This is a genomic window from Natrinema limicola JCM 13563, assembly GCF_000337475.1.
In the GTDB taxonomy this organism is placed as follows: domain Archaea; phylum Halobacteriota; class Halobacteria; order Halobacteriales; family Natrialbaceae; genus Natrinema; species Natrinema limicola.
Window position 1 is genome coordinate 24,177 of record NZ_AOIT01000025.1, and the last position, 24,927, is coordinate 49,103.

21 protein-coding genes are annotated in these 24,927 nt (G+C 60.6%); 12 read left to right on the forward strand and 9 right to left on the reverse strand.

Translation table 11 applies throughout. From position 1 onward, the window contains the following. Positions 1-23: 23 nt before the first annotated feature. The 6 genes from C476_RS05430 to C476_RS05455 form a co-directional block, all read right to left on the reverse strand. Positions 24-1,838: a ribosome biogenesis/translation initiation ATPase RLI gene (locus tag C476_RS05430; protein ID WP_008010667.1), complete on the reverse strand. Its 1,815-nt coding sequence runs from the start codon at positions 1,836-1,838 to the stop codon at positions 24-26. A 1-nt stretch (position 1,839) separates the two neighbouring features. Beyond that, the gene (locus C476_RS05435) at positions 1,840-2,154 is read right to left on the reverse strand and encodes an EMC6-like membrane protein (protein ID WP_008010668.1); all 315 of its coding nucleotides are present in this window, start codon (positions 2,152-2,154) and stop codon (positions 1,840-1,842) included. Positions 2,155-2,367: 213 nt separating this feature from the next. Further along, on the reverse strand, positions 2,368-5,553 hold the full coding sequence (locus tag C476_RS05440; RefSeq protein WP_449289257.1) for a DUF7289 family protein: 3,186 nt from the start codon (positions 5,551-5,553) through the stop codon (positions 2,368-2,370). Positions 5,554-6,114: 561 nt separating this feature from the next. Then, on the reverse strand, positions 6,115-6,639 hold the full coding sequence (locus C476_RS05445; RefSeq protein WP_008010672.1) for a hypothetical protein: 525 nt from the start codon (positions 6,637-6,639) through the stop codon (positions 6,115-6,117). A 103-nt stretch (positions 6,640-6,742) separates the two neighbouring features. Next, complete coding sequence (locus C476_RS05450) at positions 6,743-7,285, reverse strand: DUF7344 domain-containing protein (RefSeq protein WP_008010674.1); 543 nt, start codon at positions 7,283-7,285, stop codon at positions 6,743-6,745. Between the two features lie 130 nt (positions 7,286-7,415). Further along, the gene (locus C476_RS05455; protein WP_241430476.1) at positions 7,416-8,189 is read right to left on the reverse strand and encodes a bactofilin family protein; all 774 of its coding nucleotides are present in this window, start codon (positions 8,187-8,189) and stop codon (positions 7,416-7,418) included. Between the two features lie 538 nt (positions 8,190-8,727). Here C476_RS05455 and C476_RS05460 point away from each other — a divergent pair. From C476_RS05460 to C476_RS05485, 6 genes are all read left to right on the forward strand, one after another. Further along, positions 8,728-9,264 (forward strand): hypothetical protein, encoded by a 537-nt coding sequence (locus tag C476_RS05460; RefSeq protein WP_049911607.1) that lies wholly within the window; start codon positions 8,728-8,730, stop codon positions 9,262-9,264. A 147-nt stretch (positions 9,265-9,411) separates the two neighbouring features. After that, a complete protein-coding gene (locus C476_RS05465) occupies positions 9,412-10,524 on the forward strand; it encodes a CARDB domain-containing protein (RefSeq protein WP_008010679.1) in 1,113 nt (370 codons plus the stop codon). A gap of 165 nt (positions 10,525-10,689) precedes the next feature. Then, a complete protein-coding gene (locus C476_RS05470) occupies positions 10,690-11,868 on the forward strand; it encodes a signal peptidase I (protein WP_008010684.1) in 1,179 nt (392 codons plus the stop codon). Between the two features lie 151 nt (positions 11,869-12,019). Continuing rightward, positions 12,020-13,204 (forward strand): DUF5305 domain-containing protein, encoded by a 1,185-nt coding sequence (locus tag C476_RS05475; RefSeq protein ID WP_008010685.1) that lies wholly within the window; start codon positions 12,020-12,022, stop codon positions 13,202-13,204. 287 nt (positions 13,205-13,491) lie between these two features. Then, the gene (locus C476_RS05480; protein WP_008010686.1) at positions 13,492-13,785 is read left to right on the forward strand and encodes a MarR family transcriptional regulator; all 294 of its coding nucleotides are present in this window, start codon (positions 13,492-13,494) and stop codon (positions 13,783-13,785) included. Between the two features lie 45 nt (positions 13,786-13,830). Next, the gene (locus C476_RS05485) at positions 13,831-14,244 is read left to right on the forward strand and encodes a hypothetical protein (protein WP_049911609.1); all 414 of its coding nucleotides are present in this window, start codon (positions 13,831-13,833) and stop codon (positions 14,242-14,244) included. Positions 14,245-14,283: 39 nt separating this feature from the next. Here C476_RS05485 and C476_RS05490 read toward each other — a convergent pair whose 3' ends face one another. After that, positions 14,284-15,189, reverse strand: coding sequence for an NAD+ synthase (locus C476_RS05490; RefSeq protein WP_008010689.1), 906 nt, complete (start codon positions 15,187-15,189; stop codon positions 14,284-14,286). 190 nt (positions 15,190-15,379) lie between these two features. Continuing rightward, the gene (locus C476_RS05495) at positions 15,380-15,982 is read right to left on the reverse strand and encodes a hypothetical protein (protein ID WP_049911615.1); all 603 of its coding nucleotides are present in this window, start codon (positions 15,980-15,982) and stop codon (positions 15,380-15,382) included. Between the two features lie 149 nt (positions 15,983-16,131). Between C476_RS05495 and C476_RS05500 the strand changes: the two genes are divergently transcribed. The 4 genes from C476_RS05500 to C476_RS05515 all read left to right on the forward strand — a co-directional run bounded on the left by C476_RS05500 (position 16,132) and on the right by C476_RS05515 (position 20,041). After that, on the forward strand, positions 16,132-16,872 hold the full coding sequence (locus C476_RS05500; protein WP_394295554.1) for a bacteriorhodopsin: 741 nt from the start codon (positions 16,132-16,134) through the stop codon (positions 16,870-16,872). A gap of 290 nt (positions 16,873-17,162) precedes the next feature. Further along, the gene (locus C476_RS05505) at positions 17,163-18,038 is read left to right on the forward strand and encodes a bacteriorhodopsin (RefSeq protein WP_008010693.1); all 876 of its coding nucleotides are present in this window, start codon (positions 17,163-17,165) and stop codon (positions 18,036-18,038) included. A gap of 166 nt (positions 18,039-18,204) precedes the next feature. Then, positions 18,205-18,987, forward strand: a complete 783-nt coding sequence (locus C476_RS05510; RefSeq protein WP_008010694.1) for a lycopene cyclase domain-containing protein — start codon at positions 18,205-18,207, stop codon at positions 18,985-18,987. Then, the gene (locus tag C476_RS05515; protein ID WP_008010695.1) at positions 18,977-20,041 is read left to right on the forward strand and encodes a Brp/Blh family beta-carotene 15,15'-dioxygenase; all 1,065 of its coding nucleotides are present in this window, start codon (positions 18,977-18,979) and stop codon (positions 20,039-20,041) included. Before C476_RS05510 ends, C476_RS05515 begins: the two co-directional genes overlap by 11 nt. Positions 20,042-20,097: 56 nt before the next feature. On the opposite strand, the gene C476_RS05520 is transcribed toward C476_RS05515, so the two are convergent. Then, positions 20,098-21,975 carry a PINc/VapC family ATPase gene (locus C476_RS05520; protein WP_008010696.1) on the reverse strand — a complete coding sequence of 626 codons (1,878 nt, stop codon included), beginning with the start codon at positions 21,973-21,975 and terminating at the stop codon, positions 20,098-20,100. Positions 21,976-22,308: 333 nt separating this feature from the next. Here C476_RS05520 and C476_RS05525 point away from each other — a divergent pair, with 333 nt between their 5' ends. After that, positions 22,309-23,955, forward strand: coding sequence for a globin-coupled sensor protein (locus tag C476_RS05525; RefSeq protein WP_008010697.1), 1,647 nt, complete (start codon positions 22,309-22,311; stop codon positions 23,953-23,955). Positions 23,956-24,045: 90 nt separating this feature from the next. Then, a partial coding sequence (locus C476_RS05530) for a M20 family metallopeptidase (RefSeq protein ID WP_008010698.1) occupies positions 24,046-24,927 on the forward strand: 882 nt, incomplete at its 3' end.

A 24,927-nucleotide genomic window follows, 5' to 3' on the forward strand; every position in this document is an offset into this window, starting at 1 on the left:
TCGAGAAGGGCCGATCTGCGAACCTACGGCGCGTAGTAGTACTCGCCCTCGCTTTTCTGCTGGCGATCCAGCTGAGACTCGGGCTTGTTGATCCGCGGGCGCGAGGTCCGTTCGTCACGACGGAACGTGACCTCGAGGTTCGCGAGGAACTCGTTCATACCGTCGCGCATCGGCTGTGGTTGGCCAGCACGACCATGGACGGCGGGTTCGCCGTCGAAGACCATCAGCCGGTCGGCGAGCAGGTCCATCATGTAGATGTCGTGGTCGATGACCAACACGGTGGCGTCCTGCTGTTCGGCGTATCGGCGGATCGCGCTGGTCGCCTGCACGCGCTGTTCGACGTCCAGATGGGCCGAGGGTTCGTCGAGCAGGTAGAGATCCGCCGAGTCGGAGAGACAGGCCGCAATCGCGACCCGCTGGCGTTCCCCACCGGAGAGATCCGAGAGGTTCTGCTCCATGATCCGCTCGAGTTGGAGCGGCTGGGCGATCTCGGTGTTCCAGTACGAGGAGCCAAACTGGTCCGTAATCGAGGAGAGGAACGCGTCGACCCGCATGGGCTGGTCGATGGTGACGTACTGAGGCTTGTAGGCGATCTCAAGATCGAGATCGGCGTCGCCCGTATCGGGCTCTAAGTTGCCCGTCAACAGCTTCGCGAACGTCGACTTCCCGATCCCGTTGGGGCCGACGATGCCAAGCACTTCGTTCTCGCGGATCTCACCGCCCTCGATATCGAGGCTGAACTCGCCGTCGCCGTAGCTCTTTGTGAGATCGGGATACTCGACGAGCGTGTCGGCGTGGCTCGCAGTCCGGGGGGCGTGTTCCTCGAACTCGATTGGATTCGGTCGAATCCGCATGTTCTCGTTCTCGAGATACCCCGCAAGATACTCGTTGATCCCGTTGCGGACCGATTTCGGCGAGGTGATGACACCGTAGGCCCCGGGCTCACCGTAGGCGACGTGAAGCGTATCGGCGAGCAAGTCCAAGATTGCGAGGTCGTGTTCGATGACGAGCATCGACTTGTCTTCTTCCTCGGCGAGTTCGCGGATCAGCCGTGCCGCGGTCACGCGCTGGCCGATGTCCAGATAGGGCGTGATCTCGTCTAAGAAGTAGAAGTCCGTATCTCGAGCGAGCGTCGCCGCCAGCGCAACCCGCTGGAGTTCACCACCCGAGAGGTCGTCGATCGACTGGTCCATGACCGGGCCGATCGAGAGCCGCTCAACGAGCGACTCGAGTGCGCCGCGTTCGTCGGTTCGCTCGAGCAGTTCGCGAGTGTTTCCGTCGAAGCTATTCGGAATCTGGTCGACGTACTGGGGCTTTCGCGCGATCGTGACGTCGCCGTCGCGGACGTCCGCGATGTAATCTTGCAGTTCGGTCCCGCGGTAGGCCTCGAGCACCTCGTCCCACCCCGGCTCGTCGTCGTGACGGCCGAGGTTTGGCTCGAGTTCGCCGGCCAGAATGCGAACGGCGGTCGTCTTCCCGATCCCGTTGGGGCCAAGAATGCCGGTGACCTGCCCGTCCTGCGGTGCAGGAAGCCCGTACAGCGAGAAGGCGTTCTCGCCGTAGCGGTGGGCAGGCTCGTCCTGGAGTTCCTTCGGGAGGTTGATGATCTCGATCGCGTCGAAGGGACATTTCTCGACGCAGATCCCGCAGGTTTCGCCCAGACAGATCTCTTCGGAGATGTGGATCTGCTCGGGTTGACCCTCGTCGGTCTCCTCGCCGCGGAGGGTAATACCCTCCTTGCCCGTTCGATTCGGCGGACAGTAGTTCTTGCACTCGTAGCTACACCGGTCGGGCTGACACCGGTCTAGGTCTACGACGGCGATGCTGTCGTCTGCCATCTTAGGACGCCTCCGCAGTCAGCAGGATGCCCCACGTAACGAACCACAGCGCGAAGGTCATGAACGCGACGAACAGGTAGTGTTTCGTCCCGAACTCGTCTTCCTCGTAGATCCCCGCAGCGTTGATGAGAACGTACTGGACGAAGATCGCACCGAGGACGAACGCGAGCGCCTGCGTGTTCTGGGCGGCTGCCTCGGACACCCCAACCCAGGTCGCAGAGGCCAGCGCCGCGGCGACGCCCAGCAGCGCGGACAACGCCGTCACGCCCACCGAGCGGATGTGTTCACGCCGGTCGCTGATCGATTCGGTCGACATGGGTGGATGTCTGCGGGCGGGGCTGAAAAGGCGTTCGGGTTGGGTTTCTCGAGGCGGCCAATTAACGTGGACTGATTGCTGGCTGGACGAAGAAGTCGCAACCGACACTCGACCAGCTCGAGGACCTCGAGCCTGTCAACGACCGGAAACCGAACTGTTCCTTGGTCGGCCTGCCGTTCGAACCGAGAGTACAAGAGACGACGATCGGGGAATCTAGCCTAGGATGACGTTGTCGGACCCGATATTGATGTTGGTATCGTTAGTCATCGTCCCTGTCCCCGTGGTATCCGAATCCGAGTCGCCAGCCCCGATATCGGGTGAATCACTCTCGTCGACCTCACCATCGATGTTGAGTTCTGGGTCAGCGGGCGTTCCAGCCTCGTCGCCTTCGCCGGGATCGATATCTGCTTCGTTACCGTCGCCCGGAACGATCGTGATACTCGGTTTTCCGGGATTGACGCCCGCTCGCTCGACTTCGACGTAGACGATAAGATCGTTGAAGTTCGGGTCACCAGAAACACTTTGATGTTGTGCACTCTCCCACAGCGCGTCGATATCGTTATTGTCGGCATCACAACTGGAGTCCCGCATCCCACATTCGGTGGTCATCTCGAAGAGGAAAATGAACTCGTCTTCGTTCAGGTCGAGTTCACCGTCTTCCCAGAGACTGTCGCGGTCGATGGCTGGGTCGGAGATATCCGAAAGAATCTCGTTAACACTCTCCTGCTCTTCGTTACCGGGTTGGAGACTGGGTAGATCGTTGTTTTTTGCGGTTCGAACTCTGAGGTTCTGTTCTTGCTTGTCGGCGGTCGCGTCGACTGGATCGACGAGGTAGTCCGTCGACGAAGTGTCGAAGTCCTCACACCACTGGTGGTCGCCAACAGGGTAAGGTCCAAAGAATGTATCAATAAAACGGTCTTCTTCTTTCCATTCACATCCCGCCGTCTGCCCCGGCAAGCCGTATGACTTGGACGCGAGCGTCAATGTCGCTTCTTCTTCAATCTCGATCGTCGTGTTGTAGACACGGTCACTCTTGTCCTGCCACGTCGGATACGTATTAATATTTCTCCCATTCTCAGGATTCTCGAACACGTGTTCCGTATTCGTTTCACCATCCTGTTCAGTGAGAACCTCGAGCGTCATGGTTCCAAGCTTATGATCTCCTCGGTGGATACCGGAGACTTGCGAACTCAATACCGATATGTCAACGGTCGCATTCTCGACGTCACTGAGTCCGACCCGTCCCGGATCCACGCCGGCGGTGACGTTGAACGTCACCTCGAGTTCGTCATCCTCGGTTGAGATCGTCGCGTCGTAGGTGCTATCGACGAGGACGCTCTTGTTGATCGGCAGTTCGACGGTATCGTTCTCGCCGAACGACCGGTTGATCGTTCCCGCGTCGATCCCCGTGTAGTTATCTTCGTTAAGATCCTCGGGCGGATCACGGAGATCGAGATCAAGGGAGACATTCTGTTCGCCATCGTCGACACCCGTGTTGTGCAGGTCGGCCGTAATGGTAACTTCTTCGTCGCCGACCGTCGCGTTCCCGTTGGAGAGTTCGAACTCGGTTCCCGGATGGCCGAAGTAGAACGATCCGGTTTCGTTCAGACTGCTCTCTTCGGCTTGCACGTCGTACTCGTAAACCTTCCCGTGTTCGAAAGAGTGATTGTCGGGATCGACATCAAACACGACTGTCTCGCTTTCGCCGCTGTCAAGTATTGTCCGATTGCCAATCTCGACACCTGCATCCGGAATCGTCAGCGTGACATCTCGTTTGACGTTATTGTTCGAATACGTACTGATGACTCCAGCACGCACCTCGAACGGTGTCCCGTCGTCTTCGACGATCTGATCGTTCCCAGCACCCTCATCCTCTACGACAACAAATGTTCCGCCGTCGCCGGTCGACTCTCCCACGACCGTGGTCGAAGCGGTCTCGTCGCCGGTATCGATCGTGACGTCGTGTTCCCCTACCGGCAGAGCGGTCTTGTTCACCGTCCACTCGACGGTTCCGGTTGCGCCATAGTCGACGTCTAGCGTTCGGGTATCGGTGATGTTGAGGTCATCGAACTCGAGGGTGATGTCGGCGCTCGTCGCGTTCTCGATACCGACGTTCCGCACGTCGGCGCTGATCGTCATGTTGTCGTCCTCTTCACTCGTTTCGATGTCGTCGTTGGTCAGGTTGAGGTGCGTTCCCTTCTTGCCGACGTAGAACGACCCTGGCTCGTCGAGTTCATCGTCCTCGGTTTTGACAATATACTTGTAGACGTTACCGTGAGAGAGTTTGTCTTTGTACTTGCTATGCTCGAACTTGAGCTCTGGATGATCGATAGTTTTGTTCTCGTTTTCACTGAGAGTGAGACCTCCTCCGCTGTCGTACTCCGTCTCGAGTAGTTCCTTCTCGAGGTTCTCGTCCCAAATGGAGGCCGTAATCTCCTGGGTATCTTCGCTTTCGCCAACATTTTTGACGTCGACTCTGATACTGAACGGCTTGTTGTTCTTCCCTCCCTTGTCAGGGAAGGGGGCAAACCGTCTGTCGTATTCTTTCCAACCGGGACGAGTGATTCCCTTATCCTTGTTAACGACGAACGAGACCGACTCGTCTGTCTGCCGGATGCCCTTGATTTTCACCTCAACGGTGTCATCGTTGACGGAGTCTACTTCCACCTCGTCGTACTTGTCCGCACCGAGCGCATCCTCGAGATAGTCGTACCACGCGTCTTGGTAGGTAGTGTCTTCGATACGGAACGCGATATTTTCGCCGTTACAGCTCCCCTTCTTTTCAATCTCTTCGGTCAGCGCCGCCGTCTTGTTCCAATTCGCTTTCGCAGCTAATCCGGAGTTACCGATGTCGCCCTTCTCGAATTGCATTACCTGAAGCCGTAATGACCCTGTTTTCTCACTTGACGCGTTGGTATAGGCGATGTTGGGCTCGGAGATGACTGTGGACGAACTGTCGGTGTATTTCCAGATACCGCCCGCTTGGTGGACGATTTTGGTACCATCTTCGAGGTCGTATTTGAGTGCGTTCAGTTCGCCCGAAGTGTTCACCGGTGCCACACAGCCATTCTCGAATGGCTTGTCCGTCGATTCGTTGTACCAAGAGACTGTCATTTCACCATCGTCCACGATCGATGCATCGGCGTCGGGTGGCACTGGAATTGATCGAACATCATCTGTTGTTGCCACCGTTGAGAGCGTGTGATCCGTCTCTGTCATGTACATCTTTGCCCGCTCCTCGCTAGTCTTGTCCTCAATCGCATCGAAAAATGGAACACCAGTGATAAGTAGCAACGCTACAGCGAGCATTACAATCATACTCAGAAGCGCGAAGCCGACGACTGGGGATACACCTCGTTTATCGGGTGACCTGTCTCTCAATATTCCCCTTAATTTCATCTTGTAGCCCTGTCGTTAATCCTATTTTATATACCTTATTGCCATTATAGGCGGAAAGGAAGTACTGTCCTTCCTCAAGGGACGCTTGAGAGCGCAAAAACCGCTTTCGAGTACAGTGAGAAATAAATATATTTGACAGTAATGGCCGTTCTAACCACTCGGTGCAGAATTGCTATCCGATTACATCTCTATTGACGACTGCACCGTCGTCAATATTCGTATTGCCATCTGCAGTGATATTACCAGTGACCGTTGCGCCCTACGTGAGTAAAATCCCACCACCGACATCGCTGCCCCACCGATTGTCACATACTTCTACATTTATTCGCAGCCACTCGAAAATATATGAACTATTATAGAAATTAAAAATATTTTAAACTATTTTGATATTATAATAGAAGGAAGGTTGGGTTTCACTAGTTGTGCGTACCTGCGCTATCTCGACATTCCTTCGTGTAGACAGTACCAATTGTATAGTCTCGGTCAAATGCGACCACGCGAATGGATGGGACATTGACTCCTCCTAGAAACCGTGGTCACGCAGTGACAACTCCATCACTCCTAATCGGATACGCATTTAACGGTAACCTCCCGATCGAGCGTGGTAGAAAACGATCCATCGCTTACTTCGAGTGATATCGTTAGCGTCGTACTGCCGGCTTGCTGACCCCGCCAATTCTGGCACTCAAAGTCGCCAGTTACAACCCGAAGACTATCGCCGGCGGTCTCTTTTCTAATTTCGTTCGTGATGCCGTCTCCGTCTCGTTCAACGCGAAGATCTTCGATAATCAATTCGGTCGATGCAGTCTGGTCAGTTATGACAGTAACCTCGACGTCATCATATTCATAGTCGGAACAGAAAATCAAGAAACAGCCACCACTGTCGGCCTCACTGCTTTGCAGTCGAATCACGCGATTCTGATCAGCGTTGGGATAGTCGAGTCCAACGTACGCGTCCGCGTCGTGTGCGGTCTCGACGCCAATTCCTCGATCGGCGGCCATCGAGTCGAACGCGCCGCTCGATGTAGCAAGTATGGCTGCTCCGACGACGAGCAATCCAAGCCCGAGTTTTGTGACGGTCTTCATATCAGCATCGGCGTTTGTTGTGTATTTCGAGTCCGGGTCATGCAATATGACGTATCAACCGTCATTTAGACCGAGCCCCGATTTGGCTATCATGGCACCGTGTTTACGGAGGTCGTTCTATTTCTCCGAGTCGCATCCGCCGGTTCTGAACCACGTGGACGACCGCCGAAACAGCAAACAATGCGAACACCAGCGTCGCCCAGCCGAGTTCTGGAACAGTCTCAGTTGGAATGACCTCGAGCCACAGCCCACCCATCACAACCGACCCGATCACGGTCAGCCCCAGATAGTAGACACCCCACGGGATCGAATCGCCGGGGACGATATCGAGGTAGACCTCGAGTTCGGCAGCCTCATCGGTGAGCTCGATCGTTCGGTTGTCGAACTCAATGATGTTTGCGCGCTCGAGCGTCGGCAAGTGGGTCTGTTGTAACGACGTATAGACGCGCTTTCGCTCGGCAGAGGTGATTTCATCGACCTCTTTGTCGAGTTCCCAGGCAGCGACGTGTTCGGCGAGGTCGCCGAGCGTGACGGGCTCGTCCTCGCGCTTGCAGTAGTGAATGGCGTAGCGACGGCGCTGATTACTCAGCAGGTCGAAAATTTCCCCCTGACTTGGATCCGACCGTGTTTCAGCCTGTGTCGCCATTGACGCTCCTGTATAGAACTACGGAACTCACGACCAATAAGTACACTGTACCATCACGAATCCGTGGGAATCGGGCTCGAGCACGGCACGGCGTCTATGTCTGCGAATCGTCGTCCCACAGGTAGCAACATCAACACTGGACGCCGGGCAGGTCGGTCTGATTCTCGGAGATTGTACCAGTGACGACCGCGTTGTTCCCGACGGTGACTGTCCCACAAGCCATGATGTCACCGTCGATTTCGGCGTTGTTCCGAATGTCGACGTTGCCACCAGCGATGAGGTCACCGCTGACGGCGTTGTTCCGGATTGTAATATCGCCCTGTGCGACGATGTTTCCGCCGACGTTCGCGTTGTTGGTGATCGTCACCGAACCGCCGCTTTCGATGTCACCGCCGACATTGACGTTGTTGTCGACCGTCACATCGCCACCGGAAGTGACGTCGCCGTCTTCGTCGACCGAGACCACGACCGGCTCGTCAGTACAGTCCACGGGAACGAGCGCGGTCGTTTCTCGAGTCGCGTCCACGCTCGAGGCGTCACCCGACGCGACGAACTGTAGCAGCACGCGGTAGGATCCATCGAGCGACGCCCCATCCTCACACGCGAGGACGACATCGAACGTCTCGGTGTCGCTACCGGGCTGGACATCGACCGACAGCGCCGTCGACGTGACCGGATCGTTGCTCTCGTCGGTGATCCCGACGATCGAGGCGTCGACTGTGGCCGAGTCATCTCGGGCGTTGTCGGTCACAGTATAGACGGCCGTCTGCTCCCCGGGCGAGTCGATCGACGCTGACGCCGATTGGTCTTCGAGGCCGAGATAGGCGCTCGAGTCGTCGGCCGTCGCGACGCTCACGCCACGGTCAGCGGCGATCGTGGCGAAGCCGAATGTCGGTCCGGCCATCGTCGCAACTCCGAGGAGGATGAGCACGACCGCGATACCCGTGAAAGGACGTATCATGTTGGGATACTGTATAGTGTGTGAAACCCTGGTGTTACGAGACGTCTCTACAGCCGGTGTTACGCACCTGTGCCCGTACAATAGCTACGCAGCGAACGAATATAAGATTGCTGTACAGTCACGCAATCTCGTACGTCGGTTGCGACTCGCTGTGCCGTGATATTGTGGTCAGTCGCCTGTCTTGTGTGCCAACGGCTGTCCAGCCGTGACAGTGGTCGACAATCGCGAGTGTCACGAGGTATCGTAGCACTCGAGAGTGTGTGGTTTGTCTACATCCCAAATTCTCGAGACGCCCCGACTTCGGCCGTTCAGGCCGGGCTTGAAGCTGATCGCGGTGTCGCTGCAACGGGTATTATCAACCTTGAACAGTATCTCGGTACTCAATACAAAGTGGGTAGGGTGCTATGATTGAGATAGAAGCCACCCGGTAATCGATGGCCTTCGGTTGCCGGCGCAAGGCAGATACACGAAACACATAATCATGAGAACAAATCGCAAAAACGTCTTGATTTCACTCGGATTGATCGTTGCCATCAGTGGAGCAGCCCTCGGGTCGGGCGCGTTCACGTCAGTTGAAGCAGACCGCGGCGTGACCGTCAATACTGCTGGTGACGCAGATGCGTTTCTCGCGATCACGCCAGGTGACGGATACGGTGGTAACGGGTACATTTCAAACGATAGCAGCGAAGGTGCGATGACATTCGACCTCGGCGATGAAGACAGCGAAACTAACAGTTCTGGCCAGGGATTCAACCAGAATGCGACAACGAATATCACTAGCTTAATTCAGCTGGAAAATCAAGGAAACAATGCTATTACCGTTGGGTTTGAGAACGCAGACACCCCATCTAACACCACCACTGTCGATGTTGATCAGGGGACGGTGACATTCGAAATAGAAGACTCACCTGACCTCGAGACGGGTGAAACTGCAAACGTCTCAGTCTCAGTGAACACATCTGCTGAGCCTACCACCGTGTCTGACTCTCCAAGCGTCACGATCTACGCTACGGAATAACCGTAGAACCGTTTGGCTAGGCTCGGATCTGCGATCTTGCCGACCTATGTTCTGAGCCCACAACTGGTGATTTATGTGTTATCTCTCAAACCAACTCTCGCTGTCGTTCTTGTCCTTACTGCTAGCCTCGCAGTAGCGACCGCTGCCGTGGCCCTTGAGGACGACACCACCGGCGAGATCATTCTCGAGCCCGCATCCTCACCGAACGGCGACTACGCCGCGATCGAGGATAACCACCTCGAGCTCAACCTCGAGAAACTCAACGATCGCGCGATCACACGCGCGGACAACGTCTTCACGATCACGGTCACCAACGAAACTGTCGACCGGGTCTGGATCGAGCATAACGTCACTGGGCTCACGTTCTACCACGGGAACGATCTCACAAACACAATCAGCAAATCGAATCCGCTCGAGGTCTCTCCCGGCGACACCGAACACATCGGCGTTGCCATCGACACTCACGTCGCACAGGAGGGAACAGAGACGTTCACAGTCACGGCACAGTACGCCGACAACGAAACCGAGCCAGACCAGTCTGCGGGAGGTTCGGGAGGTGCAAGCGACTCGAGTTCGTCACCCTCACCAGCCATCGAGCGCACGGACCTCACTGTCTCGCCAACGACGGCCGACACAGGTGACACGGTCACGGTGACCGCGACTTACCGCAACGTCGGCGACGCATCGGGCCAGACGACGGCGCAGGTGACCGTCGACGGCATCGTCGTCGATCAGCGGACGATCGTCCTCGAGCCGGGCGAGGAACGAACCGTCACGTTCGAACGCACGATGGACTGGCCTGGCACACACGAAGTCGGCGTTTCGGGAGCAGGCAGCCAGTCGGTGACCGTCGGAGGGCCGCCGATCGACGTGGTCACCGCCAGCGTCGATGACACGACAGTCACCACAGGCGACTCGACCACCGTTCGAGCAACCGTTACCAATCCGACCGACAGGGGGGTCGATCGGACGCTCGAGGTGGCGGTCGACGGCATCGTCGTCGACAGCCGGGCCGTCTCGATTCCAGCACACAGCGAGCGGACGGTGACCTTCGAGCGGGAACTCGAGACAGCAGGAACTTACGAGATCGCAGTCAGCGGCGTCCCCGCAGGCGAGGTAACAGTCGAGGAGCCGGGGGGATTCTCACTGCAGAACCGTGACCTCTCGCCCGCGACGACGGCGGCGCTCGCACCGCCGGCGACGGCGGGGCTGTTGTTCCTGGCAGTCGCCGCCAACCGCCGGTGGGCGATCTTCGGGTAGCGACGCCGTCACAGGTCATGATACCAGTCAGGACCGTCGTACAGGTGTGTCGATATGCCCAACCCCCCTCGAGTCTGGTAACTCGCGCGGGCTTTAAGACTGCTGGACACGAAGAATCGCTATCCTGAACAGTCAGCCACGTATGATCGTCACCGCTACCGATCGATGACTGCGTCCACCATCGTCTCTCGAGGACTCGGATATGCCGCTGCGCTGTTCGTCATCCTGTTGCTCGTTGGCCAACTGCTCGGCCAGCCGATCCTACTCGGCTACGTCGCAACCGGCAGCATGGAGCCGACGATGGACGCCGGCGACGGGTTCATCGCCATCCCGAGTGCCGTCACCGGTGACGTTCAGGAGGGCGACGTCGTCGTCTTCCAGGCGAGAGAACTCCACGACGGCGGGCTGACAACCCATCGCGTGGTCGACGAGACTGAAGGTGGGTACATCACGAAAGGCGACGCCAACCCGTTTACCGATCAGGATGGTGGTGAACCGCCTGTCACCGACGGGCAGATCGTCGCCGAAGCCTTGCAGGTAAACGGCGAGGTCGTGACGATCCCGTATCTCGGAACCATCGTCATGGGCATTCAGGGTGTAGCGATGGCGGCTGCCAACGCCGTCACATCGGTCTTTGGGATGGCAACGACGTCGTCGAACGGCCTCGGCTCCATGCTGGTCGCGATCGGCGTCGCCCTGCTCGGCTTTGGAACCTTGCTCGAGCGACTCGGGCCCGCGCGACGCGAGACGACCAGACGGCGCTCGCGCGAAAACGTGCTGGCGTTCTGGACCGTGCTGGGACTCATCTTGCTCGTGTTCGTCACGCTTGCGACTGCGGCGATGGTCGTCCCGTCGGGGACCTACGAGTACGAACTCATTAGTACGGAGTCGCCGACCGACGATCCACAGATCGTCGAACCCGGTGCGACGACGGAACTCGCCCGGTCGGTCGATAACGCTGGCTATCTGCCGGTGGTCGTCGTCCACGAGGCCGAAAGCAACGGGATTAGGGCAGATCCGGGATGGCAGACGGTCAGCATCCGCGGAAGCAGTGAGACGACGGTGCAACTGACCGCACCTGAAGAACCCGGCGAGTATACGCGCTCTCTGGGTGAGTATCGCTATCTTGCCGTGTTGCCGCCGTCGCTGCTGGTCTGGCTCCACGGCGTGCATCCGTTCGCCGCGATCGCGGCGGTCAACGGTGTCGTCGTTGGCCTCACCGTCGCGATCATCGTTCTGCTGTTTGGCAGCGGCGATATCCGACTTCGATCCGGGCCCGATCACGTGTCGCTCTCGACCCGGCTCGAGCGGCGGCTTCGTGCGTGGCTTCGCGACCGCGAGTAGCTCGGGCCACTATTCTTATGATGATCGATTGCTTCGGGGTACGTATGTATTGTCCCGATGACCGACCAGTTCGAACCCGAACGGGTCGGCCAGCGGGCGGGTTCGACCGACGAGGCCGAATCGGGGGAGACAGGGACGGTGAACACGACGGATGATCGACAGTCCACGACTCGAGTTGGTGCTTGCCAGATCCGGACGGGAGATCGCGATCGTGCTGGCTGTCGTTGGCGTCCTGTCGATCGCTGCGACCGGCTGGGCCGTCGCGAATCCGGTGACGACGACGACACCGCAGTTCGATGAGGAACGCGTCACGGCTGACGCCGGGACGAGCGCTGTCGTTACCCAAAACGGCACGCTCTGGACGGAGGGAGAGCGGCTCACCGATAGTCCGGTCTATATGCTCAATGAATCGCCGGAGTTGACGATCCATCCCGAGACGCGGATACAAAACGCAAGCGGGGGGACGCCTATCGAGGACGGCACTGTCCGTCACGAGCTGGTGCTTCGGTTCGAAGCGGTTCGCAACGACGAGCCGTTCTGGAACGAGACACGGCCCGTGTTGCGCGAGTCGCCGTCGATCGACAACGGCGTCGCGACGTCGAACGCAACGATCGATATCGAAGCCCTTCGCCAGCGACAACGGCAACTCGAGCGCGAGGTCACTGGCGTCGGCTCGATCAGATTAACGATGGCGTTTCACACCGAGTACGATACCGGCCGGCATCAGGGGTCGATGACGACGACGACGCCGGTGACGATCACGGACGAAGCCTACTGGCTCGGCGGGTCGCTGTCGGATTCCGCAACCCACAGCTATCAAAGCGGCAGTACGCGGACGACCGAGTCTCGGAGTCCGGCACTGATCGGTGGACTGTCGGTGCTCGGGACGCTCTCACTCGCCGGTGCCGTATTCGTTACCCGCCGGTCGCCCGCGGAGATCGACGCCGCCCGCCGAGCGGTCCACGAACAGCGCTACGCCGAGTGGATCTCACAGGGGTCGATTCCGATGTGGATCGGCGATCATCACGTCGCACTCGAGACGCTCGAGGACGTCGTCGACGTCGCGATCGATACGAACGAGCGGGTCGTCCACGACGAGCAACGGGACCTGTTTGCGGTCCTCAGTGACGGCGTCATCTACTACTACACGGACCGCGGCCTCTGGGAGGAGACTGCCTGGCCGGAGATGGATCTCCGGAGCCAGTCGTCCACCGTGGAGGCTGACGGTGAGTTGCCTCCTGGCGACGCCGCCGAACTCGAGGAGATCGACGAGTTCGCGGATGCTGACGATCCGGATGGCTTCGAGGACGACGAGGAGATCTGGAACCAGCTGTAACGCTCCGTTTTGTCATCACACGGCCGCAGAGCGACGACAGTCAGACATCGATGCCAGGCCACGGATGTGGTGACGCGCCCGCACAGCGGTTTCCGAGCCGTTTAAATGACTTCTTACTGAACGATGGCCTCCATCGTTTTCACTGCCCGCGTTGCTGTTGGGAGCCGAAAACTGCCTGCTGAGCAACTGACGGTATACTTTACGGACAGAAAAATACAGGGCAGTATCACGATCTTATTTTTGGTAAGGCTCAACTTTTATACTGCTGGGGACGTTCGATTCGTAGTATGGCAGAGACCGACGGGGAGGAGATCGAAGACTTGCCACCAAGCGCGAAACTCGTCTTCAAGGTCCTCGAGTACGACGGGCCCTTGACACAGAAACAGATCGTCGAGGAATCGATGCTCTCAGCCCGGACGGTACGATACGCCCTCGAGCGTCTCGAAGGGATCGGAATCGTCGACGAGGATATCTACTTTGCGGACGCTCGGCAGAGTCTCTATCGGCTCGAAGAGCCGGTCGCAGCCGACGGGAACGGTGTCGAGGAATCCCCGAAAAAAGACGCCTGCTGTGCGGAATAACGGCCGGAACGTCAGGATTATCCCCAAGCGGTGACCGTCTCCGATATGGACAAAGCGCGGCTTCCGCGGTGGGCTTGGCTGATGGTCGGGCTGTTTCTCGCGGTGCTGGGTTCGAATCTGCTTAACCTGCTCGTGTTGGTACCGGCAGTGCTTCCGGAGACGTACCGATCGATTACGGTCATCGCCGCGATGGCACCGGTTTTGATCTACGTTGGCGTCTGGTACGACGAGGAGCGCCAACCGTACTGGACGCAGTCGCAGGCGAAAATCGTCGGGGACGTCCTGTTCGTCGTGACAGGAGCGATACTGGGGTCAGCGATCGCACTCGTGGCACTGGTCGGTATCGGGCTCCCCAGCACGGTGCTGGACATCCTCGCGATGACCGCGGGTTTCCTTCTGGCATGGGGGCTGTTCTGGTGGCGCAATCCGACGCTCTACGACGTCGACCTCGAGCGCTAACGCCGTTCTCTCGTGTGAGCGTTCGACGGGTGGTCAGTCCTACTGGGCTCCCGTCCTGTCGCGACCGGCGATCCCCGGTGTCGGCGGAACGGTGCGTTTGTGTTCCGTTTCGGCGTATCGCGACGTGATTTCTGCGGCCGTCTCGCGGTCGATTCTGAGTCCGACGATGGCCTCCTCGAGCGGGCGGCCCTCCTCGACGAACCGATATAGTAAGGGATCGATGACGTCGTAGCGTGCGCCGAGTTCGCCGGCGTCCGTCTGGGTCGCCCAGAACCCCGCCGTTGGTTCTTTGGTGATGATTCGGCGAGGGAGACCGATCTGTTTGGCAAGCGCCCGGACCTCCGTCTTGTAGCAGTCGCCAAGCGGATGGACGTCGGCCCCACCGTCGCCGTACTTAGTGAAGTAGCCGAGTAGCCGCTCAGAGCGGTTCGCCGTCCCGAGGACGACCCGTGACTGGCGGTTCGCCGCGTAGTAGGCCGTCAGCATCCGCAGGCGCGCCGTTGCGTTCCCGAGTTCGTGGTTGCGCTCGTTGGGCCGCTCGTCGTCGGTCGACGGCTCGAGGTCACGTCCGACTGTCTCTGCGAAACACTCGAGCAGCGGCCGCAACTGGAACTCCTCGAAATCGATCCCCATGCCGTCGGCGATCGTGCGGGCATCACTGACGTGGACGCCGTCGGTCATGTGACAGGGCAGCCCCAGTCCGAGGACATTCTCGCTGCCGACAGCCTCGACCGCAAGCGCCGTCGTCAGCGTCGAGTCGATTCCGCCGCTCATCGCGACGACGACGCCCTCGGCGTTCGCGTCGGCAACGGCGTCACGGATTGCCGCTCGGATCGACTGTCGAACGCCTTCCAGTTCGACCGTACTCGTGATGAAAGGCCCGGTGTGGGTCTGTTCTCCGCCGATAGCGGGTCGGCGATCGTTCGCAACTACGTTGCCCGTCATAGCTTCGTGATCACAACCATAGGCTGTTTTGACGAAACATTCGTCGCGTATATGTGTGTTCTCCTTAAACAGCTATAGGCCATATACGTTCTGGCGAGACGTTTGGCAATCTCCGGTGTTCCGTATCGGCTGGTCTAGACTCACGACGTGGTGGATGCTCGAGAAGGTCTGGCTGCTCCGGGTAGCGTTTTCACTTCGACGCGAGATACTGGCTGACAACGTAGACGGCACCGGCACTGATCGCCGCTGCCGCGCCGACTGCGATCACGGGAATCGGGACGCCGGTCTGTCCGTACGGGTTTCGGGGAGCGGAGTCGATGACCGCCTGGAACGTCTCGGCGCCTGCGTGGCCGAGCGAGAAGAAGCCGACTGTGAGCAGGATGGCGAATCCGCCGGTCGCCAACCCGAACATCGACGCAACGTCCTCGACGTTCAGTAACATGTGCGCCTGTGACTCCGAGAGCTGCGGTTCACGGCTCCGGCGAACGATTGCGACCGCGACGAGACACGCTGCGGTTCCGAGCTCGATGCTGCCGGCGTACACGCCGAGCCAGAGGACGAGCGGCGATGCCCACAAGGGCTCACCGCCCGGGAAGGCTGCTTGGACCGATGTCGGGTAGGTGGCCGTGATCGGCACGACGAGTGCGAGCGCGAGCAGCAGGCCGCTCTGGTAGACGAGTTTCTGTGGAATCCGCCGCTTGATCAGCGCGTATCGCTCCACTCGAACTCGTTCGTACGTCGACTCGCCAAGGAGTGCGTCCGCGATCGGGTCGTTCGGATCAGTCGAGGTCATCGGTTTGGGCGTGATCGGCCGTCGGTCCAGATGGCCGAACACAGGCCGTCAAAATATACACTCCGATTTCGTGTCCAGCGTTAGAATTCTGGACATACACTCCTGTCTAAGGGTTATCTTCGTTAGGCCCAATCGGTATATTATGTGCGATGGTACCCTTAGTCATGACCGCACTAGTCGGTCCAGAATCCCTGTGGCTGTGGATCGGAACGATCGGAATGACCCTCGGAACCCTGTACTTCATCGGTCGGGGGCGCGGTGTTCGCGACCCGAAGATGCAGGAGTTCTACATCATCACGATCTTCATCACGACGATCGCCGCAGCGATGTACTTCGCCATGGCGACAGGCTTCGGTGTCACCGAAGTGATGGTCGGCGACGAGATGCTCACGATTTACTGGGCACGCTACGCCGACTGGCTGTTCACGACGCCGCTCCTGTTGCTTGACCTCTCGCTACTGGCGGGGGCAAACCGCAACACGATCGCGACGCTGATCGGCCTCGACATCTTCATGATTGGGACCGGCGCGATCGCGGCGTTCGCAGCGACCCCCGGCACCCGGATCGCGTGGTGGGCCATTAGCACCGGTGCCCTGCTCGCGCTCCTGTACGTGCTCGTCGGGACACTCTCGAAGAACGCGCGCGCCCAGTCTTCGGAGGTCGCGTCGCTGTTCGGCACCCTGCGCAACCTGGTCATCGCGCTGTGGCTCCTCTACCCAGTGGTCTGGATCCTCGGCACTGAAGGGACGCTCGGTATCCTTCCGCTGTACTGGGAGACGGCCGCGTTCATGGTGCTCGACCTCTCGGCCAAGGTCGGCTTCGGCGTGGTCCTGCTCCGGAGCCGCTCCGTCCTGGAACGGGCCGTCACGCCGTCCGCTGCGGCCGCATGACGACCCAGCAGGACGCTTCCCGACGACCGCCGGCGTAACGGCCGATTACGGAGCCAACGCCGTTTCGACCGATCGTCGTCCTGCGCGAACGGTTCAGTGAGCATGGACATCCCGTGATCGAGTCGGACACGAACGCTCGAAACAGCCGAGTGCGACGCCACGTACTGCTCGGCTCTCGATATGACCGCAGCGCTGGTCGCCCACCGCATGCTGACCGCTCAGCACCCATGATGTTCCGCATCGGGACGGACACCTGTTTATGGGTAATGATGGTGCAGTAACGTGTGCGCATGCAGTCACTTATCGCGTCCGCGCCCGCCGTAGGGGCACACGCGCTCCAAACCGGCCCGACAGACGCGGAACTGTTCGAGTACGTCTTCGGTGGCGGCAACACCCTACTCGCGCTGTCGTTCGTCGTCAACATCGCCCTCGCCGGGCTCACGATCCTCGGAATCGTCTATCTCGGACGGTCGCTTACCGATCCACGATCGAAGGCGATCGCGACCGCGCTGTTGCTGATCTCGGTCGTCTCGATCTCGAGTTATACCGGCCTCACGTCAGGGCTTACACTGAGCGTCATCGAGATGCCGGCGGGCCACCCGGCCGCGGGTGCGACGACGGCCGGCGAGAGCGGCGTGCTGGTGATGTGGGGTCGGTACCTCACGTGGACCTTTTCCACACCGTTCATTCTGATCGCGCTTGGGCTGATCGCCGGGTCGAACTGGACGAAGATCCTCACGACCTGTGCGTTTACGATCGCGATGTGTGTCACCGGCCTGGCGGCCGCCCTAACGACGTCCTCGCTGGTGCTGCGCTGGTGGTGGTTCGTGCTATCGTCGACCTTCTTCCTCGTGATCGTGTACGTCATCCTCGTCGACTGGACCGCCGAAGCCGAGCGGACGGGGACGTCGGACCTGTTCCGGACGCTCAAACTCCTCACCGTCGTCGGCTGGTTCGGCTATCCGATCCTCTGGGCGCTCGGGGTCGAAGGGATCGCGATCTTAGACGTCGCGATCACCTCGTGGGGCTACAGCATCCTCGATGTCATCACGAAGTACGTCGTGACGTTCCTCGCTCTGTCCTATATCGTCGACGAACCGGAGTCGATCACCGGCGGCTCGGACTACGGTGCTACCCTCCCCGGGTCCAGGGTGTCGGACGACTGATCGTCCCGGTCCTCGGTCGGTTCGGGTTCCATGTCGGCACCGGCGCGCCGTCTCGCGCCCTGACCTGGCCTAACCAGTTCGGATTTGGGGCTTTGTCGGTACCGACCCTAGCACGACCACGGAGCCCGCTCTCTGCAAAGAACCGACGAGACACGCTGCCACGCTCATGACCGTTCCACTCACGTACTTCGGCGTTCACCTGACGTTCATCCTCCCGCCACTTTTGATTCTGGGCTGGCTCGCGCGCCGACGCGATCGGGCCTGGTGGGGCGTACGGCCGCTCTCCGGACTCGCCATCATGATCGGCCTCGCCGTCGTCTACACGACGCCGTTGACGAATCACCTGATCCCTGCGGGTGTCTGGTGGTACGGCGAGGGTGCGGTTATCGCGACGATCTGGCACACGCCGATCGAGGAGTATACCTTCTTCATCCTTCAGCCGATGCTGACCGCGTTCTGGTTGTTCCAGCTGCCGGCAACCGCCGATCGATCGCTGGCGATCCCCCTCACACACCGGCTGCTCGGCGTCGGGGGCGGCCTGTCGATCGCTGGCGTCGGCTTGTTGTTGACCGCCAACAGCTCGACGTACTATCTCGGATGGCTGTTGCTCTGGGCTGGGCCGATCCTCGCCATCCAGTGGGGATTCGGTCTCACGTACCTCTGGGCCGTCCGTCGACCGCTGGTGGCTGCGATCGCCGTCCCGACGATTTACCTCTGGGTCGTCGATCGCGTCGCGATCGAACTCGGCATCTGGGTCATCTCGGACGCCCACACGATCGGCTTCGCGCCTCTGGGACTCCCAGTCGAGGAGGCGCTGTTCTTTCTCGTAACCAATCTCTTCCTCGTGCAGGGACTCGTCATGTACGTGTGGCTACTCGAGCGCGTCCACGAACTCCCGTCTCTCACCAGGGTGGCGACCCGACTCGCCGCACGCTCCGATGAGCGGTGACACAACCTCGAGTGGTACTATCTCTCACACAGATGCCACAGCCCGTCGACTGGCGGCTCGCCTGAGCCTCGGCGTCGGACTGGTGCTTATCGTCGCCGTCGTCTCGATCACGATTTTCGTGGGCTCGCCGCCGCTTGCATACCAGTACGTTCCGCTGGCGCTCAGCGTCGTCGTCCTCGGACTTCCTCACGGGGCCGTCGACCACCTCGTGTTACCGCGGGCTCGAGGCGATCCCGTCACCTCGCGCTCGCTCGGGTTTGTCGGCGGCCTCTACCTGCTGGTCGGCGCTGCGTACGCTACCGTCTGGTTTCTCGCCCCTGCCGTCGCGTTCGTCCTCTTTATCCTCGTCACGCTCGTCCACTGGGGGCAGGGCGATGTCTACGCCCTGCTCGCGCTCGTCCGCGCCGACCATCTCGAGACGCGAGCCAGTCGTCTTCTCGCCCTCGTCGTCCGGGGCGGGCTTCCGATGCTTGTTCCGCTGATCGCATTCCCGACCCAGTATGCCTTCGTCGCCGAGACGCTCGTCGGACTGTTCGACCCCGACGCAGCGGCCGCGCTCGAGCCAGCGTTCTCCCAGCCGGTTCGGGCGGCCGTCGCGATCGGCTTTGGCTCCCTTGTCGCGAGCGCGATGGTTCTCGGCTTCGCCAGGACGAGCGGCGGCGATCGTGGCCCGTGGATCATCGACACCGCGGAGACGATCGGGCTCGTCGCCTACTTCGCGATCGTCCCGCCGATTCTCGCGATCGGGCTCTACTTCTGTTTCTGGCACTCTCTCCGGCATATCCTCAGAGCGATGCTCGTCGACCCCGCCGCCGGCGCAGCGCTCGAACGCGGGGCACTCGGTGCCGCGTCTCGTCGTTTCGCCCGCGATGCAGCGCCACTGACCGCGGGCGGACTGCTCGTCCTCGTCGGGATCGGGCTCTCGGTCCCGCGAACGCCCGCAACCGTCCCCGACGTGCTCGCGCTCTATCTGGTGACGATCGCCGTCCTGACGCTCCCGCATGTGGTCATCGTCACGCTGCTCGATCGAGAACAGCGGCTCTGGTCGCCGTAGGACGGCCTGGGCACACTCACGAAGAAAACAAAAAGCCGTTCGCTCGCTGACTCCCTCTACGACGGAACGACCGTGATCGGCGCTTTCCGGTCGATCGCCCGCTCGAGTTCCTCCGCGATCGCACTCCCACGCGACACCTGAATTTCGCCCCCGCGGCTCACCGTCGCGGTAAAGAGGTAGTCACCGGCGGCCTGGACTTCGACGGTTTCACCGTGGTTGCCGTCGACGGGGATAACGATGTGCCGGGAGGTAATTTCGGGTTGGACCATCTGGCCGGCCTGTGACCCGCCACCGGCGTTGTTTGCACTCGCGCCGCCGCCACCACCACCGCCGGCACCGTAGTGGGGATTCTCGTCGTGGGTGCGAACGTCGATGTCGATCCCCAGCCGGTTTTCGATGTCGGTGATCCGACCGCCGCCTTTGCCGATGACACTCGAGATATCGTCCTCCTCGACGTACACGACGGCTCTGTCCTGGCTTTTGAGTTGGACGTCGACGTAGCCGCGGGCGACCGAGCGGATCTCGCGTTCGATTTCCTGTTTGGCGATGCGGTCGACGCCGGACTCGCTGCCGGGGCCGCCTTCCTCGTCTTTCAGCGGGACGGTGACGACCTGGCGGTTGAACGTGTAGATCTCGTATTCGGGTTCGCCAGTCTGGAAGTTCGTGACTTGGATGACCGGCCGGGCGAGGTCCTCCTCGGTGAGACCGGCGGGCACTTTGACCGTCGTCTTGACGTCGTAGACCGTCTCGACTTTCCCGGCTTCGATGTAGACGACGGTGTCGGCGACCTGGGGAATCATCCCGAGTTCGACCCGGCCAACGAGCCGCTGGAGCGAGTCGATCGGTCTGGTCGCGTGGACGACGCCGATCATGCCCACGCCCGCAAGCCGCATGTCGGCGAAGACCTCGAAGTCGTCGGTCTTGCGGACCTCGTCGTAGATGGTGTAGTCCGGTCGGACCATCAGCAGCGCGTCGGCCGTTTTGGCCATCTCGCCACCCAGTTCGGTATATTGGGTGATGTCTGGGCCGACCTGCAGGTCACGGGGCTTTTCCATCGTCTTGACCGAGTAGTCGTGATCGGAAATGTAGCGGGCGACCGCCTGCGCGAACGTCGACTTCCCGGCCCCGGGCGCACCCGAGATCAGGACGCCGCGCTGGCGCTCGAGCAGTCGCTCTTTGAGTTCGTCGGCGTGCTCGTAGTCGTCGATGTCCGTCTGGGCGATCGGGCGGACGGCAGTGATCTCGATGCCGTCGGAAAACGGCGGGCGGCCGATCGCGATCCGGTAATCCCGGAACTGGACGATCTTCATTCCGGGTTCGGAGAGCTCGATAAAGCCGTCGTGGGCCTCCTTGGCACCGTCGATGACCTCGCGGGCGTACTCGTCCATCGTCGCCTCGTCGAGTGGTTCGTCAGCGATCGCCTCGTAGTGCATCGCGCCGAGTTCGCCGCGTTTGGCCCGCGGGACGGCGTCCGTTTTCAGGTGGACGCTCATCGTCTCGTCGTCGAAGTACTCTTCGACGGCCAGCGTGCCGACCCGCCGAACCTCGGGGGAGACGTGTTCGACGTCGAGTCCTTTCGCCTGCGCGACCTCCGCCTGAACGACGTCGCTGGTGACGAACGTCGCATCGAGTTCCTCCGCGAGATCGCGGATCAGGGCGTCGATTTCGCCTTCAGAGGCGTGGCCTCGTTCGATGGCGCTTGGCCGCTCACCGACGTATTCGAGGTCGACGACGCCCTCGTCGGCCAGTTCGGCCAGCCGCTGGAGCTCCTCTAAGCCGTCCCAGCCGCTATCGAGTCCGTCGTTGGCCTGCGCCTCGAGTTCCGCGACGACTGCTTCGGGGACACAGATCGTCGCTCCCTCGAACTGCCCGTCTTCGATTGTCGCCGAAACGCGGCCATCGATGACCACGCTCGTATCCGGCACGACGTTCATACGTAAACTGATTCACGTACGCCTATAAGGGTTTCACAGGCGGTACGAGGCGGATGCGACGAGCCGGCCGTAACGTGGGGCTATTGAGATACTGATACGACCGGACAACAGTCAGTGAATACTCGATCGCGTCTCGACGGCTGTCGCCGTCGGCGACAGCGTTTTAGGTGCGATCGAGGGATGAACCGTTTGTCCGGTCGTATGAGACACACTGCACACCTGATCCCCTACCCTGCGATCGGTCTGAACATCGTTTCAATTGTCATGGTATGTCTTCTTATTCAGCGGGAACATCAATGGAACCTTAACTGACCCACTCACTAGCAGTTTCGTATGCAACCGGAGCAGACGTTTGGTAAGGGGGGTCTCAACGGTTTTCTTGACGTCGACGAACTCGTCGATCGGATCGGGCTCGACGAAGACGAAGTCGAGTGGCGAAAGCACTTCATCGGATTCGATGAAATCGATGAACAGCGGCTCTCGGACCTCGAGCCACTGTTGCAGGACAACCGCCAGGAGATCGCCGACGACTTCTACGAGAACATCCTCCAGTACGAGGGGACGCGCACGGTCATCAACCGGTCGCCGAAAGGCGTCGAGGCGCTCAAAGAGACCCAGAAGGCCTACCTCGTCTCGCTGGCGACAGGCGACTACGACCTGTCGTACTTCGAAAACCGGACCCGGATCGGCAAACTCCACGAACTGCTCGATATGCCCCTGAAACACTACGTGGGGCAGTACGGCGTCTACTACAATCTGCTTCTCTCGCGGATGAACGAGCGGGTCCAAGATCAGGTCGTCGATGCGATCGAAACGTGGGCCGCTGAACGCGACGCCGACAGCGACGAGGGCGGACTCGGCAAGGTCGTCGGTGCGCTGGGGTTCGGCGGCGGCGACGACGACATCGACGACGGGCTCGAGGAGTCGTTCGAGACGGCTGTCAGGGATGCTATCGACGACGGCATGATGGACATCCTCTCGCTGCTCCGAATCATCAACCTCGATATGCAGATCGCGACCGAAACCTACGTCGACTCCTACGCGAAGCGACTCGAGGAGTCGATTGACCGTCGGAAACGCCTCGCCAACGAGGTCGAAACCGACGTGCAGGCCCCGCTATCCGAACTCCACGAGTCGAGTGAGGTGGTCTCGAAGCGTGCCGAGGCGATCAGTCAGCACACCGAGTCGCAGGCTACCGGCGTCACACGAGCGGCACGCGAACTCGACGAAGTGAGTGCCGCGGTCGAAGAAGTCGCGAGCGTCGCCGACGAAGTCAGCGACGAGAGCGCTCGAACCGAGCAACTCGCCGCCGAAGGGGTCGAAGCGGCCGACGATGCCTTGGACGAACTCGAGGCGATCGAGAACGCGACCGACCGCGTCGCAGACGCCGTCGACTCGCTCGCAGAGCGGACCCAAGAGATCGACGAAGTCGTCGACCGGCTCGACGATCTCGCCGAGCGAACGACAGTGCTGGCAGCGAACGCGAAGATCGAGTCCTCTCGTGGGGGTGGTGGTGACGGCGACACGATGGGTGTCATCGCCAACGAAGTGCGCTCGTTCGCCGAGCAGACGAAATCGGACCTCGCGGAGATCGAAAGTGCCGTCGAAGCCGTCCGCGAGGACGCCAGCGCGACGGTCGCGACGACCGAGGAGACGGTTGCTCGCGTCGATGCTGGCACCGATCGGGTTAGAGAGACCGTCACCTCGCTCGAGTCGATCCACGAGTCGGCACAGCAGACGGCGACGGGCATGGAAGACGTGACGGCGGCGGCCGACCAGCAGGCACGGGGTGTCGAAGCAACTGCCGAGACGCTGGCAGACCTGTCACAGTCGGCCGACAAGGTCGCGAGTGCGGCGGAATCGGTCGCTGCGGCGAGCCAAGAACAGACGGCCAGTCTCCGCGAGGTACGCGACTCGGTCGCGCGGCTCACCGACGAGGAACAAGACCAGGAACCGCCAGTCTACGACCAAGTGGACTGACCGCGAACGGGTTCACCGCTTTCACCCGCGAGACAGCGGCCGCCGCTCGTTTCCGGTGTACTGAACACGACAGCCAGCGATAGTCTCCGCATGACTCTCGTCGAGTTGACGCGCGAACTCGTTTCGATTCCAAGCCACGGCGACGAGACTGCTGCCGGTGAGTTCCTCGAGTCATGGCTACGCCAGGAGACCGACGCCGACGTGCGACGAGACGAAGCCGGGAACGTGATCGCGCGGAAAGGCAGTGGCGACGAGACGCTCGCACTCGTTGGCCACCACGACGTCGTCGAGCCGGCCGATTCGCAGGTCGCCGAGACTGGCGACGAGTACACCGTCGAGGAACGCGACGGCCGCCTCTACGGTCGTGGAACCGCGGATATGAAAGGCGCGCTTGCGGCCGCCCTGCTTGCGTTCCGTGGTGCTTCCCCTGCCGGTGAACTCGTGTTCGCGAGTTTCGTCGGCGAAGAAGTCGGCGGCGTCGGCGCACGGCATGCGATCGAGCAGGGATTCGTTCCAGAGTACGCCATCGTCGGCGAGGGCTCGACGAACTACTCGGGGCCGGACGTTACTGACGTCGCCGTCGCGCACAAGGGACGACGCGGAAGTACGCTCACCGCACACGGAACCGCGGCCCACGCCAGCGAGGCTGACGCCGGCGAGAACGCTATCTACCTCGCGACGGACGCCATCGACCACGTTCGCGACCTCGAGCCCCCGTCGGTCGACGTCGTGGGCGAGACGCTTGTGGGCAGTCTCACCGTCACCGAGATCGAAGGCGGATCCGCGTGGAACGTCGTCCCTGCCCGGTGTGCGTTTACCGTCGACGAGCGGACGGTACCGGGCGAGCGCGCCCCCCTCGAGCGCGTCGCGGACTGCGAGGGCATCGAGTGGACCGTCGACCAGGACTGGCCGCCAATGCAGTGTGAGGACGCGGCCTTTGCTGACGCGGTGCTCGAGCTGTCTCTTATACAC

What these genes read in the sequence shown, in the direction of transcription:
- C476_RS05430 (WP_008010667.1), bottom strand. Translation starts at nt 1,838, where the DNA reads ATGGCAGACGACAGCATCGCCGTCGTAGACCTAGACCGGTGTCAGCCC.
- C476_RS05435 (WP_008010668.1), bottom strand. Translation starts at nt 2,154, where the DNA reads ATGTCGACCGAATCGATCAGCGACCGGCGTGAACACATCCGCTCGGTG.
- C476_RS05440 (WP_449289257.1), bottom strand. Translation starts at nt 5,553, where the DNA reads ATGAAATTAAGGGGAATATTGAGAGACAGGTCACCCGATAAACGAGGT.
- C476_RS05445 (WP_008010672.1), bottom strand. Translation starts at nt 6,639, where the DNA reads ATGAAGACCGTCACAAAACTCGGGCTTGGATTGCTCGTCGTCGGAGCA.
- C476_RS05450 (WP_008010674.1), bottom strand. Translation starts at nt 7,285, where the DNA reads ATGGCGACACAGGCTGAAACACGGTCGGATCCAAGTCAGGGGGAAATT.
- C476_RS05455 (WP_241430476.1), bottom strand. Translation starts at nt 8,189, where the DNA reads ATGGCCGGACCGACATTCGGCTTCGCCACGATCGCCGCTGACCGTGGC.
- C476_RS05460 (WP_049911607.1), top strand. Translation starts at nt 8,728, where the DNA reads ATGAGAACAAATCGCAAAAACGTCTTGATTTCACTCGGATTGATCGTT.
- C476_RS05470 (WP_008010684.1), top strand. Translation starts at nt 10,690, where the DNA reads ATGACTGCGTCCACCATCGTCTCTCGAGGACTCGGATATGCCGCTGCG.
- C476_RS05475 (WP_008010685.1), top strand. Translation starts at nt 12,020, where the DNA reads ATGATCGACAGTCCACGACTCGAGTTGGTGCTTGCCAGATCCGGACGG.
- C476_RS05480 (WP_008010686.1), top strand. Translation starts at nt 13,492, where the DNA reads ATGGCAGAGACCGACGGGGAGGAGATCGAAGACTTGCCACCAAGCGCG.
- C476_RS05485 (WP_049911609.1), top strand. Translation starts at nt 13,831, where the DNA reads ATGGACAAAGCGCGGCTTCCGCGGTGGGCTTGGCTGATGGTCGGGCTG.
- C476_RS05490 (WP_008010689.1), bottom strand. Translation starts at nt 15,189, where the DNA reads ATGACGGGCAACGTAGTTGCGAACGATCGCCGACCCGCTATCGGCGGA.
- C476_RS05495 (WP_049911615.1), bottom strand. Translation starts at nt 15,982, where the DNA reads ATGACCTCGACTGATCCGAACGACCCGATCGCGGACGCACTCCTTGGC.
- C476_RS05500 (WP_394295554.1), top strand. Translation starts at nt 16,132, where the DNA reads ATGGTACCCTTAGTCATGACCGCACTAGTCGGTCCAGAATCCCTGTGG.
- C476_RS05505 (WP_008010693.1), top strand. Translation starts at nt 17,163, where the DNA reads ATGCAGTCACTTATCGCGTCCGCGCCCGCCGTAGGGGCACACGCGCTC.
- C476_RS05510 (WP_008010694.1), top strand. Translation starts at nt 18,205, where the DNA reads ATGACCGTTCCACTCACGTACTTCGGCGTTCACCTGACGTTCATCCTC.
- C476_RS05515 (WP_008010695.1), top strand. Translation starts at nt 18,977, where the DNA reads ATGAGCGGTGACACAACCTCGAGTGGTACTATCTCTCACACAGATGCC.
- C476_RS05520 (WP_008010696.1), bottom strand. Translation starts at nt 21,975, where the DNA reads ATGAACGTCGTGCCGGATACGAGCGTGGTCATCGATGGCCGCGTTTCG.
- C476_RS05525 (WP_008010697.1), top strand. Translation starts at nt 22,309, where the DNA reads ATGCAACCGGAGCAGACGTTTGGTAAGGGGGGTCTCAACGGTTTTCTT.